The sequence below is a fragment of the Enterobacter sp. ku-bf2 genome (assembly GCF_001742765.1).
Taxonomy (GTDB): Bacteria; Pseudomonadota; Gammaproteobacteria; order Enterobacterales; family Enterobacteriaceae; genus Enterobacter; species Enterobacter quasiroggenkampii.
The window spans coordinates 630,521-643,501 of sequence record NZ_MDVW01000001.1; the positions used below are offsets into that span (position 1 = coordinate 630,521).

General features: G+C 59.2%; 10 protein-coding genes. 4 read left to right on the plus strand and 6 right to left on the minus strand.

What is annotated here, in order from left to right; all coding sequences use genetic code 11:
* Positions 1 to 13: 13 nt before the first annotated feature.
* Positions 14 to 1,504 carry a UbiD family decarboxylase gene (locus BFG58_RS03000; protein ID WP_069719207.1) on the minus strand — a complete coding sequence of 497 codons (1,491 nt, stop codon included), beginning with the start codon at positions 1,502 to 1,504 and terminating at the stop codon, positions 14 to 16.
* Positions 1,505 to 1,617: 113 nt separating this feature from the next.
* Between BFG58_RS03000 and BFG58_RS03005 the strand changes: the two genes are divergently transcribed.
* Entirely contained in the window at positions 1,618 to 2,502 is an 885-nt protein-coding gene (locus BFG58_RS03005; RefSeq protein WP_045354115.1) for a LysR substrate-binding domain-containing protein, read from the plus strand.
* On the opposite strand, the gene BFG58_RS03010 is transcribed toward BFG58_RS03005, so the two are convergent.
* The 4 genes from BFG58_RS03010 to BFG58_RS03025 form a co-directional block, all read right to left on the minus strand.
* The gene (locus BFG58_RS03010) at positions 2,493 to 3,404 is read right to left on the minus strand and encodes a LysR family transcriptional regulator (RefSeq protein ID WP_031274893.1); all 912 of its coding nucleotides are present in this window, start codon (positions 3,402 to 3,404) and stop codon (positions 2,493 to 2,495) included. The genes BFG58_RS03005 and BFG58_RS03010 overlap by 10 nt on opposite strands.
* A gap of 1 nt (position 3,405) precedes the next feature.
* Entirely contained in the window at positions 3,406 to 4,392 is a 987-nt protein-coding gene (locus tag BFG58_RS03015) for an MBL fold metallo-hydrolase (protein WP_008501663.1), read from the minus strand.
* Positions 4,393 to 4,534: 142 nt separating this feature from the next.
* Positions 4,535 to 5,293, minus strand: coding sequence for a 5'-nucleotidase, lipoprotein e(P4) family (locus BFG58_RS03020; protein ID WP_045910585.1), 759 nt, complete (start codon positions 5,291 to 5,293; stop codon positions 4,535 to 4,537).
* A gap of 90 nt (positions 5,294 to 5,383) precedes the next feature.
* On the minus strand, positions 5,384 to 5,911 hold the full coding sequence (locus BFG58_RS03025) for an N-acetyltransferase (RefSeq protein WP_045910584.1): 528 nt from the start codon (positions 5,909 to 5,911) through the stop codon (positions 5,384 to 5,386).
* A gap of 132 nt (positions 5,912 to 6,043) precedes the next feature.
* Here BFG58_RS03025 and treZ point away from each other — a divergent pair, with 132 nt between their 5' ends.
* From treZ to glgX, 3 genes are read left to right on the plus strand one after another with little or no spacing between them, the layout of a single operon-like run.
* Positions 6,044 to 7,831, plus strand: coding sequence for a malto-oligosyltrehalose trehalohydrolase (gene treZ, locus BFG58_RS03030; protein WP_069719208.1), 1,788 nt, complete (start codon positions 6,044 to 6,046; stop codon positions 7,829 to 7,831).
* Positions 7,828 to 10,296, plus strand: coding sequence for a malto-oligosyltrehalose synthase (gene treY, locus BFG58_RS03035; RefSeq protein ID WP_069719209.1), 2,469 nt, complete (start codon positions 7,828 to 7,830; stop codon positions 10,294 to 10,296). Before treZ ends, treY begins: the two co-directional genes overlap by 4 nt.
* Positions 10,297 to 10,311: 15 nt before the next feature.
* Positions 10,312 to 12,387 (plus strand): glycogen debranching protein GlgX, encoded by a 2,076-nt coding sequence (gene glgX / locus BFG58_RS03040; protein WP_069719210.1) that lies wholly within the window; start codon positions 10,312 to 10,314, stop codon positions 12,385 to 12,387.
* On the opposite strand, the gene BFG58_RS03045 is transcribed toward glgX, so the two are convergent.
* Positions 12,388 to 12,933 (minus strand): winged helix DNA-binding protein, encoded by a 546-nt coding sequence (locus BFG58_RS03045; protein WP_024908533.1) that lies wholly within the window; start codon positions 12,931 to 12,933, stop codon positions 12,388 to 12,390.
* Positions 12,934 to 12,981: the final 48 nt, after the last annotated feature.

The window sequence follows — 12,981 nt, forward strand, 5'->3', positions numbered from 1 at the left end:
TACGCGCATGATTTTATTTCGTGTTGTCAGCAAACAGCTCCGGTGCCCATGGACGCGGATCCACCTCCATAAACGGCGCGCGCTCGAAGCGGTCCTTCAGCGCCCACGGCACCGTGCAGTCGAAGATCGTCTTGCAGGAAATGCCGTTGCCGCGAATCGAGGTGCTGTAATCCGGCGACTGGGACGGATCCAGCTGGTGGCCACGGATCCCCGGAATATTGGTGATACTGACATCCCCCTGCATGCGCGTCGTCATCGCCCACAGGATGTCATCGCTGTCGAAAATATCCACGTCTTCGTCGACCAGAATAATGTTCTTCAGCTCCGAATAGGTGGCTAAGGCGATGATTGCCGCCTGGCCCTGGCGTCCTTCGTCTGACGGCTGGCGTTTTTTCACCTGCAGTATCCCGAGGAACTTACCGCCGCCCGCGGTATGGGCATAAACGTTTTGCAGGAAGCCCGGAATAGCCTCTTCAACCGCATTACGGATGCTGGCCTCGGTCGGCAATCCGGCCAGCGTGGTATGTTCTTCTCCCGGTCCCACCAGCGTCTGCAGGATAGCGTGGTTTCGCATGGTCACGGCTTTCACTTTGATCACCGGCAGGGAGGGATTCGCCTCGCCGCAGTAGCCCGGGAACTCTGGCATCGCGTGGCCGGTGTTGGTGTGCTGATCCTCTCTCACGCGCACGCCCGGAAGCAGTTCACCTTCGATGATGATTTCCGCCCGCGCGATGGCTTTCTCTTTGACCGCCACGCCCTGCACCAGCTCAACCGGCTGCTGGCGTAGCGCCCCAGCGACGCCCAGCTCGTTATAGCCAAACGGCGTGGTTGGGGCCTCAAAGCACGCGCCGATATAGATGGCGGGGTCGAGACCCATGTTGATCGTCACCGGCAGCGGCTTTCCGGCATCTTCCGCCTTTTTGCGGAACACTTCGATATGGCGCCCGGCGGCAAGGAACATGGAAAGCTCGTCGCGCTCCTGCACGCAGAGGCGGTGAATGGTGACATCCGTCAGCGAGCTGTCTTCCGGATCGCTTGCCAGCACCAGCCCCAGACAGAAGAACGGACCCGCATCAATCGGCGTGTTGGTTGGGGCCGGAAGCAGCTTGCGAAGGTCGAAGTCAGGATCGTCAGCGTAGAAGACCTGCTCCTGACAGGGGGCCTGCGAGGCCGGGACGACAACCGGCGCAACCGGCTTTTTGACTGCCTGGCCGACGTGTTTTGCCAGTTCAGAGGGCTCGCAGCCCAGAAGGAGCGCCGCGCGCTCGCGGCTGGCGTGCATGCCCACCAGGATGCGGGAGTGCGGATAGCCCTTAATGCTGTTGAACATCATGGCCGGGCCCGTACGGGTTGGACGTTTGACCGTGCCGCCTGCGCCGATATGGCGGTAGACGCCCGCCAGCTCCGCATTGGGATCGACCGGACGATCGGTTTCAATGTACTGCCCTTCGTGGCGCTGCAGTAAGGCGATGGCGCTGCGGAGATCGTTAATCTGGTTTTCCATATTTTCCTCCCTCGGTTGAATACCTCCATTTTTATGGCAATGACCAATAGCATCAATTGCATCATTACTGTTAAATTGATAAGTAAATTAATATCAATTCGGGAGGTCGTCTCGTGCAGTTTCGCCAGATGCGCCACTTCATCGTCGTGGCCGAAGAGCTCCATATGCACCGGGCCGCCGAGCGTCTGAACATGGCGCAGCCGGCGCTGAGCCAGCAGATAAAGGCCCTGGAAGAACGTTTAGGCGTCACGCTTTTCAGCCGGGCGAACCGCCGCTTGACCCTGACGCCCGCGGGCGAAGCATTTCTCGTGAAAGCCCGGCTTGCCATCTCGCTGACCGAACAGGCGGTGCTGGACGCCAGACAAACGGCACGGGGCGAGCAGGGTGTGTTAAACCTCGGGTGCGTGTCGAGCGCGATGTTTGACGGCAGGTTGCCCGCCGCGCTGCGCCAGATGCACAGCCGCTGGCCCGCCATTACCATGTCGCTGATGACGGGAAACGTGCAGACGCTCTACGCCGCCGTGCAGAGCAACCAGCTGGATGTGGCCATCATCCGCGCGCCGCTGCCGTCGCTGCCGGACGATCTGCAAAGCCGCCCGTTCGCCTCGGAGAAAACGGTGCTGGCGCTGTATCGTCAGCATCCGCTGGCCGGGTCCGCCGCGTTGACGCTTTCGTCGGTGAAAGACGAAAAATGGATCTCCCTGCGCGACCCGGAAGGAATGGGGCTGGAGCAGTACTTCTATGACGCCTGCAGCGGGGCGGGCTTTCAGCCGGACGTGGTGCAAAACGCGACCGACGTGCCCACGGTCATCAGCCTGGTTTCGGCGGGGTTTGGGGTGGCGCTGCTTCCCGCGTCGGCAAAGGCGGTGAGCGTTGAGAACGTCGTCTACGTGGACATCCTTGACCGGCTGCGGGAGAGCGAACTCACCCTGGTTTGCCACCGGATTATTCGCTCAGAAGTGCTAAAAAAGTTTCTGGTCACGCTCGATCACACCTGACGTCCTGCTGCCCGCAGGAGCTGCTCGCGCAGCCAGGCGTTCGCCGGATCCTGGCTGTTTTTGGGGTGCCAGTACATGTTGATGGTAATGGGCTGGAGCGGCAGCGGTGGTGCAAAGAGATCCAGCGTGCTGGCAAACTGCTTCAGCATCCGTTCCGGCAGGGTGCACACCAGGTCGGTACCGGCAACCAGCGCAGGCGCCATAGCGTAGCTCTGGGTGGACATGGCAACGTGTCGCTGATAGCCCAGCCCGGCGAGGGTTTGGTCGACAAATCCAGTAAACGGATCGCCCGCCGACGACACCACCAGATGAGAAAGCGCGCAGTAGATCTCCAGATCTAACGCACCCGTTCCGCGCGGATGGCCTTTTCGCTGGGCGGTGGCAAACGCGTCGTCGAGGAGTTTGCGCCTTACCCACCCGTCATGGGCGCCCGCGCTCACGCCGATGTAGAGATCCACATCGCCGTTCTCCAGCTGCTGCGGCAGTTCGGCCATCTCGGGCAGGGCGAAGCGCAGGCGAATACCGGGAGCATCGGTACCCACCTGGTTAAGCAGCGCGGTGCCGAGCATCAGCGCCGGGTTTTCATGCAGCGCGATAACAAAGGTCCGGCTGCTGGTTTGCGCGTCAAACGCGGTGGGCGCAAACATCGCGCTGATGCCGCGCAGCACGCCTGTCACCTGCGGCCTGAGCGCTTCCGCGCGCGGCGTGGGTAACACCCCGCGTCCATGCGGGGAGGGAATGAACAGCGGTTCGCCAAACAGCGTGCGCAGACGCGCGAGACGGGCAGAGAGCGCGGGCTGGCTGATGCCCAGCCGCGCGGCCGCATGGGTGATGTTCCTGTCCTGAAGCAGGGCGTCCAGCGTCAGGAGCAGGTCTATGTCCATGTCAGATATCCGCGTCATCTTATTTCGCGCTGCTGGCGTCCCGGTTGGTATAGGTCACAGGGACCCAGGCATAGCCGCCTTTCTCGCCTTTCGTCACATAGCCGATGCCCGGGAAAGGCAGATGGGGCGCGGCAATGAGGTCTTTATTTTTCACAAAGTCAGCGAACGCATGCTCGCGTACGCTTGCCGCTTTGTTCTCATCTTCATCGTAGGTGATGGTCACCGCAGGCTGCGGGAACTGGACCGCCGCGGCGTGAATGATGTCGCCGACAAAGGTGATCTTCTCGCCTTTGCTTGTCAGGGTGTAGAAGGCTGAACCCGGCGTGTGTCCGGGATGAACCGTGCCGGTAAGCCCCGGAAGAATCTCCGATGTGCCGCTAAACGGCACCACTTTACCCGCGTCAAGGTAGGGTTTTAAGGTCTTCTGCGCGACGTCGAAGTAGTTCTTGCCGTAGCCGGTTTTCTTCTGATTGTCGTCGTTAAAGAAAAAGTCGATGTCCGGTTTGCCAACGAAAACGCGCGCGTTGCTGAACACTACCTTGCCGTCTTTCACCAGGCCGCCCGCATGATCGGAGTGGGCGTGGGTCAGCAGGACTTCAGTGATGTCCTCGGGTTTTATTCCCTGCGTGGCGAGGCTCTCAACCAGACGTCCGCCGGTATCAGGACCAAAGAGCTGGCCCGAGCCGGTATCCACCAGGATTTTATGTCCGGGTATCGCAATCAGAAACGCGTTGATGGAGACCTCAGCCGGGTTGGTCTGGAAATTTTTTGCGAGCAGCGCATCAATGTTTTGCGGCGTTGTCCGGCGCAGCAGCTTGTGCAGATCCTGCGCGACGGTCCCGTCGGTAAACGAGGTGACAAGCACGTCGCCGACCTGCACGCTGTAACCGCCCGCCGGTTGTTTAACGACGTGCTGCGGCGTTTCTGCAGAGGCCTGGAGCGCAGGGTAGAAAAGAAGTGAACTGGAAATCAGCGTGGAAAGAGCAAGTTTTTTCACGGTAAGCATACGAGTCTCCTTTGAAAGTGCTCATCTTACTGCTCCGTAAAATTATAAGAACCTGCCCAGAAATGATAGGACCTATAAACGGGATGGATAGTCAACCGAAGGGCCGGGAAGGCGGGCAATGCCTTTTCCGGCCCGTAAGAGCTTATTTTTTCAGCGGTGCGTTCCAGCTCTCGAGCGTGGCTTTGGACCAGGCGCCATAAGCGGCATTAGGCAGCACAATCCAGTCGTTGCCGAAGTGTTCGGCGCTGGCTTCAACCAGCTCACGCTGCTGCTCGCTCGGCTTTTTGTTTTTAAACTGCACGGCGAAGTCCGGCAGGCTGTCGCCGAACAGCATCACGATCTGCTGCTTTTTGAGGATGCTCTGGCGGCGCTCTTCCTTGCTGACCGTATCCAGCAGCACGCTTTCGTCAGACACCTGCGGCAGGCCGAGAGCGTTTAACGTCTTCAGCGTGTCGGCTTTATTTTCCTGCATACGATCCGAGACATAGTAGATCCGGACCTTGCTCTGATTCACGTGGTCAAGAAACGCTTTTGCTCCCGGGATTAAGCCGGGTTTTCCCTGCTTCTCCCAGTCGCTCCAGGTGTCCCATTGTGTATAGTCGTGACACTGCTCCGCGTCGCGCACCAGCAGAGGTGTGTTATCCAGCACCGTTTCGTCGAGGTCCATCACCACGGCGTAATTTTCGGGCGTTTTCAGATCTTTTAACTTCTCGTTGAAGCGCTCGGTGGCAAACCGATAGGTTTGCAGCTGAAGGGCCATAATCTCTGCCGATTTCTGCTGATAGCGCAGCGCCATTTCGTACGCTTTCGGTTCACACAGGTCGCGCCCGGCAGCCGTCGCGGTTGCCGCTGCACTCATAACAGGTAATGCCAGCAGTAATGCCTTAGCCATTGAATTCACGCTTTTTTCCTCAACACCCTGGTTAAAATCCCGAAAGCGTAATGAAATTCAGTGACAGAAATATGACCGCGATGTGGCAATGTGTTTCCGCTAGACCAGCATGTAATACCAGAACAGGGCGACCTCGTCTTTTTCCGGCAAGGCGTTGTAGAGATAACGGTCGTACCCGCCCAGGGTAAATCCGTAGTGACGGTAAAACAGGCAGGCAGAGACGTTCACATTTTGCGTTTCGAGTCGTAATCCCGGCGCGTTTACGCTGCGGGCCCAGACGTGGGCGGCGGCCATTAATTTTTGCGCGGCGCCGGTTCTGCGTCTGGTGCGATCAACGGCAATATAATCCACTGAAATAAACTTATTCCAGCCGATTGACGCGGTAATAAATCCGGCTAATTCACCATCATCCGTTTCCGCCACAAGAAATATGGCGTCCGGATTAACGCAATGGTTTTCAAGCGTTTGAATGTCAAGTTCGTAGGTTTTTATCCACGGCTCGGCGACGGCTTCAATATGCAAATCACAATGGATAAAGGGCTCTCGCGCAATGTGGCTAATGGTGAAAGAAAAGTCACAACATTCAAGACGGACGAGGTCCGTATTTAATCCTTTTCGAATCTGCATAGTATTCCCGATAGTGAGTTATTTCATAAAGAATAGACGAAGCGGTTAAATCCGCTGAGCTCACGCACTTTTAATCCTGAACTAAGCTTGTACTTCGTTCCGCGTAAAATGTGGGTCATTCGAGGACAATGAATGGAATTCAGGACATTTCAAAAGCAGTGGGGTGCTGAGTTTATTTCCGATGACGTTGTACGTTTTCGCGTCTGGGCAGAAGGACAGAAAGAACTTACGCTACGTCTTGCCGCCACCGATGTGCCGATGACGGCAACAGGCGGCGGCTGGTTCCAGGCAGACGTCCCTGGCGTCACGCACGGTGCAGAATATCAGTTTGTTCTTCAGGACGGCATGGCGGTGCCCGATCCCGCCTCGCGGGCGCAAAAGGGCGACGTTAACGGACCCTCGGTGGTGATCGATCCCCGACGTTACCAGCCGGTCAACCGCGACTGGGCAGGGCGGCCGTGGGAAGAGACAATCATTTACGAACTGCACATCGGCACCTTTACCCCGGAGGGCACCTTCCGGGCGGCCATCGACAAGCTGCCGTATCTGGCAGAACTCGGGATTACTCAGCTTGAAGTGATGCCCGTCTCTCAGTTTGGCGGTTCCCGCGGCTGGGGGTACGACGGCGTGCTGCTGTATGCCCCTCACTCTGCCTACGGTACGCCGGAGGATTTCCACGCGTTTATCGACGCCGCGCACGGGCTGGGGCTTTCCGTGGTACTGGATATCGTGCTCAACCACTTCGGCCCGGAGGGGAACTATCTGCCTTTGCTGTCGTCCGCGTTTTTCGATGCACAGCGGATGACGCCGTGGGGCAACGGCATCGCCTACGAGCGCGAGCCGGTGAGACAGTACATGACCGACGCGCCGCTCTTCTGGCTGACGGAATACCGGCTGGACGGTCTGCGGTTTGATGCCATCGACCAGATTAAAGACGGCTCGGACACGCATATTCTCGAGGAGATTGCCGCAAAAATTCGCGAGGCCATTCCGCACCGTCACGTTCACCTGACCACGGAAGACAGCCGCAACGTGATTTTCCTGCATCCGCGCGATGAACAGGGCAACGCGCCGTTGTTTACCGGCGAGTGGAACGATGACTTCCACAACGCCGCCCACGTATTTGCCACCGGTGAGACGCACGCCTACTACCAGGATTTTGCCTTTGAGCCGGAGAAAAAGTTTGCCCGGGCGCTGGCGGAAGGGTTTGTTTACCAGGGCGAGGTGTCTCTGCAAACCGGAGAATCTCGCGGGGTGGAGTGCCGCACGCAGCCGCCGCAGTTCTTCGTCGATTTTATTCAAAACCACGATCAGACCGGCAATCGCGCCCAGGGCGAGCGGCTTATCTCCCTCGCGGGTGCCGACAAGACGCGGGTGCTGCTTGCCGCGTTGCTGCTCTCTCCCCATATCCCGCTGCTGTTTATGGGCGAGGAGTTTGGGGAAACGCATCCGTTCCTGTTCTTCACCGACTTTCACGGCGAACTGGCAAAGGCGGTGCGGGAAGGGCGCGCGAAAGAGTTTACTGGCCATGCCGGGCACGATGAAACCGTCCCGGACCCGAACGACGTGAACACGTTTATTCGCTCAAAGCTCGACTGGCATAAAGTCGCCACCGACGAGGGCAAGACGTGGCTGCGCTATACGCGCCATCTGCTGACGCTGCGCCATCGCTATATCGTTCCGCTTCTGCATCCGGGCGGCGCCGTTGAGGGCCATGTGCTCAAGACCGCGCCCGGCATGGTGGCGGTATGCTGGCGCTTTCCGTCGGGGACGCTCTCACTGGCGCTTAATATCGGCATTAAGCCCGTCGCGCTGCCCGCTCTGGCGGGGGAGACGCGTTTTGCCTCGCCGGAGGTCACTGACGTTTTACCCCCGAACGGTATTGTCGTTCGCTTTGCTGATGGAGAAGCATCGTTATGATCCCTTCCGCCACGTACCGAATTCAGTTCCGTAACGGCATGACCTTCGACCGCGTTGTAGCGCTGGTGCCGTATATGAAGGACCTCGGCATCAGCCACCTTTACGCGTCGCCCGTATTCACTGCCACGACGGGGTCTACCCACGGCTATGACGTGACCAACCCGAATGAAATCGACCCTGCCATCGGCGGGCGAGACGGGTTTGACCGTATGGCCGCCGCGCTCAAACAGGCCGGTATGGGGTTGATTCTGGACATTGTCCCCAATCACATGTCCACCTCGCTGGAAAACGCATGGTGGCGGGATGTGATTGAATATGGCCAGCAGAGCCGCTATTTCCGCTACTTCGATATCGACGGGTCGCGACCGCTAACGCTGCCGTTTCTTGGGGACACCTTTGAGGCGGAGCTGGAGAAGGGAGCTATCACGCTAAAACGTGACCCTGTCACGAAAAAGGCCGCGTTGGTTTACTATGACGCCGAGTATCCGCTCAACCCCGGCACGTACAGCGAGGAGAAGAGCATTGCCGAGCTGCACAACGCGCAAAGCTGGCGGCTGATGTCCTGGCGGGAGGCACCAAAGCAGCTCTCGTGGCGGCGCTTCTTTGAGATCACCGGACTGGTCGGCGTTCGGGTTGAAGATGATGCGGTCTTCGACGACACGCACCGGCTGATCCTTGAGCTGGTCCACGCGGGCGTGGTGGATGGTCTGCGCATTGACCATGTCGACGGCCTGGCGGATCCGCTGGGCTATCTGCAGCGCCTGCGGCAGGCCACCGGGCCCGACTGCTACATTACAGTCGAAAAGATTCTCGCCAAAGGGGAACAGCTCCCCGCTGACTGGCCGGTATCCGGTACCACCGGCTACGAGTTTATCGCCTCGCTGGCGGAAGTGCTGGTCGACGACGATAGCCTGGGGCGTCTGGAGAAAATCCATGACGAGACGCTGGGCATCACGGTCGATCGCCACGCGGAACTGCGCGATGCCAAAGGCCTGATGGCCGATCGTAATTTTGAGGGTGAATTCACCACGCTGCTAAACCTTGCTGAGGATCTGGCACGCCGCAATGAGGTTGCGCTGCCGCGCGAGGAAATCCGCCACGCGCTGCGCGAACTGCTTATTGCGTTTCCGGTCTACCGCACCTATGGCACTCGCGAGGGGTTAACCCCGCCGGACGTGGCGCTGCTCAACCGCGTGGTTGCCAGCGTGGAGACGTCGGAAGCGGCGCTCAGCCTGATCGTGCGCATTCTTACCGGCGACCTGCCGGAAGATTGCCGCGAAAGCGCCGCGCTGTTCAGGACCCGCTTCCAGCAGCTCACAGGGCCGCTGATGGCGAAGTCCGTTGAAGACACGCTTTTCTTTCGCCACAACCTCGAGCTTGCGCTCAATGAAGTCGGTGCCGACCCGACCCCGCGCGCGTTTTCCTTATCCCGCTTCCACCAGGAGATGCGCATTCGTCTGGCCCGTCAGCCCGACGCGCTGCTGGGCACCTCTACGCACGATACCAAGCGCGGGGAAGATGCCCGGGCGCGCCTTTACACCCTGACGGAAGCCCCGGAACGCTGGGGGGAAAATCTGGCCCGCTGGCGGCAGATGAACCAGACCCAGGTGCGTTTTCTCAATGACGGTACCGCGCCGAACGCCGCCGATACGTGGATGATCTACCAGGCGCTGGCGGGCGTCTGGCCTGCCACGCTGACACCGGACGACGCTGACGGGCTGGCATCACTGGAAGCACGTTTTCTCGGCTTCCTCGAAAAAGCGCTGCGCGAGGCGAAACAGCGCACCGACTGGATTGACAGTAACGAGAGCTATGAGAGCGTGGTGTTGAGCTACGCGCGGCACCTGCTTTCACCGGACAATAGCCTGTTCCTGCACGATTTCAGCGAGGCGATGCAGCCCTTTATCCGCGCCGGGCTGATGAACAGCCTCAGCCAGACGGTGATCAAGCTGACGGCGCCCGGCGTGCCGGATATTTATCAGGGCAGCGAGGCGCTTAACTTCAGCCTTGTCGACCCGGATAACCGACGCGAGCCGGACTTTCCGGCCCTGGTGCAGAGCCTCAGCGCGGCGGATGCCGGGGTGTTTGACAACCCGGCATGCTGGCGGGACGGCAGGGTGAAGCAGTTTGTTACCGCCACGCTGCTGCGGCTTCGACCGCACTACGACGCGCTTTTCCGCTACGGCGACTGGCTGCCGCTTAAGGTCAGCGGCGATCGCGAGGAGAACCTGATTGTCTATGCGCGTGTTAAGGACGACGAGGCGCTGATTGTCGCCGTGCCGCGTCTGGTTTTTGACGTCACCGATAATCATCAGCTGTGGGTCAATACCACGGTCGCGTTACCCGACGAACTGGCCGGGAAGCGCTATCGGGATCTGTTCAGCGGCGAAAGCCGCATGCTGCAAGAAACGCTGGCGTTAACGCCAGAAAAGGGATGTGTACTGGTTCTGCTTACCTGCGAATAATCGTGGAGAACGAAAATGGCAAAGGATACAACGTTTGAAATTCGGGCCGGTCATGGCCAACAACTGGGCGCGAATTATGACGGGAAGGGCGTTAACTTCGCGCTGTTCTCCGCTCACGCTGAACGGGTGGAACTCTGTCTGTTTGACCCGTCCGGGAAAACGGAAATCGCCCGGCTGGAGCTGCCCGAGTATACCCATGAGGTCTGGCACGGCTATGTGCCTGACCTGAAGCCGGGGGCGCTGTATGGCTATCGCGTCTACGGCCCCTACGACCCGGAAAACGGTCATCGCTTCAACCCGCATAAGCTGCTTATCGATCCCTACGCCCGCGAACTGGTGGGTGACATCGACTGGAACGATGCCCATTTCGGCTATGAGCTGGGGCATGACGAGCTGGATTTGAGCTTTGACACGCGGGACAGCGCGCCGTTTACGCCGAAAGGCAGGGTCATCGACCCGAATGCCTTTGACTGGCAGGACAACAACCGGCCGAACGTGCCCTGGCCGCATACCGTTGTCTATGAGAGCCACGTGAAAGGCTTTACCCAGATGAACCCGGCCATACCGCCCGAGCTGCGCGGCACGTTTGAAGGCATGGGACATAAAGCCTCGGTCGACTATATCAAAAGCCTGGGCATTACCTCGGTGGAGCTGCTGCCGGTTCACTGGTTCCCGGATGACCAGCATCTGCTCGACCGCGGCCTGAAGAACTTCTGGGGCTATAACACGCTGGGCTTTTTTGCTCCGGCGTCGCGCTACTACGGTCCGGCGGGGATCCAGGGTTTTCGCGACATGGTGCGCGCCTATCATGACGCGGGCATCGAGGTGATTCTGGACGTGGTGTACAACCACACGGCGGAAGGGAACGAGCTTGGCCCGACGCTCTCGTTTAAGGGGATTGATAACTACAGCTATTACCGCACGCTCCCGGACCAGCACCGGTACTACATCAACGACACCGGGACGGGAAATACGGTCAACACCTCGCATCCGCGCGTGCTGCAGATGGTGATGGATTCCCTGCGCTACTGGGCGGAATCGATGCACATTGACGGTTTTCGTTTCGACCTCGGGACGATCCTGGGCCGCGAGCCCGAAGGGTTTGACCCGCGCGGCGGTTTTTTTGACGCCATGACTCAGGATCCGGTCTTATCCCGACTGAAGCTGATTGGTGAACCCTGGGATATCGGTCCCGGCGGCTATCAGGTGGGCGGATTCCCGCCAGGCTGGGGAGAGTGGAACGACAAATACCGCGACACCGTTCGCGAGTACTGGAAGGGGGACAACGTCTCCACGGACTTTGCCGCGCGGCTTCTCGGCTCCGGCGATCTGTACGATTTGCGCGGACGCCGTCCGTGGGCCAGCGTCAATTTCATCACCGCCCATGACGGCTTTACGCTGAATGACCTGGTGTCGTACAACGAGAAGCACAACGCCGACAACGGTGAGGACAATAACGACGGGCATAACGATAACCGCTCGTACAACTACGGCGAGGAAGGGCCAACCGAGAACCCGGATATTATTGCTACCCGCGAACGGCAGAAACGTAACTTCCTGACCACGCTGCTGCTCTCCCACGGCACGCCGATGCTGCTGGCGGGGGACGAGTTTGGCCGTACGCAGAAGGGGAATAACAATGGGTACTGCCAGGACAGTGAGATCTCGTGGATCGACTGGAAGGGGCTGTCAGAAAATGATGCTGCGCTGCGTGAGTTTACCCGTCGTCTCATTGCCCTTCGCGCGCAACAGCCGCTGCTGCGCCGTGAAAGCTGGCGCGACGGGCTGGAGATCCGCTGGTTCAATGCCGGAGGCGGTCCACAGCAGGCCGAGCAGTGGGATGAAGGCTCGACGCTTGGGGTCTCCATCAGCAGGCCGGATCTGCGGCAGGAGGACGGTATCTGGCACGACGTGCTGATGCTGTTCAACCCGTTTGAAGGCACCGTGCCGTTCCAGATCCCGCAATTTGGCGAAGGGGGATGGGTGCTGGAGCTGTCTACGGCGGATGACGCTGCCACCGGGACAGCGATCACCGAAACCGTTGAGTACGAACTGGCCGGGCGCAGCATTACGCTGTTCCGCCGTCCTTAGTTACAGTGACGCCGCCGCCCGGGCGGCGGTGTCATACAGGGAGGAGATCGTGCGTAACAGCTGCGCGGTCTCGCCAATCGACTTCCCGGCAATGCCGCTCTCCGCGTGGATCGCAATCAGACACGCTTCCCGCACGTCCCGGTATTTCATGCACAGCGCTTTCCCTTCCTCCGTGGTGGAGAAAAAAAGCTCTTTACCCGCTTTCTCGCTCGTCACGTAGCCTGCTTTGACCAGCTTTTTCAGGGCATAGGTCACCACGTGGGTATCTTCCACGTTGAGGACGAAGCAGATATCGGCCAGCTTTTTCTTGCGGTCGCGGTGGTTCACGTGATGCAGCAGCGAAACGTCAAAGGCGCCCATATCGGGCTCGCCGGCAGCCGTCATGCAGCGCACCATCCATTTGTTGAACGCGTTGCTGGTCATGATCAGCGCATATTCCAGCTCTGATAACTCCGCGCAGCGCTCGGATACCAGGTGACGGGAAGAGACGATCCGGCCATCGTTGATATCGTCGCGATCGGGTGAAGCACTCTTTTCTGAGGTCATAACGTTCCTTAGCCAGAAATGTAAACTCATCGATAAAATAAGAACATT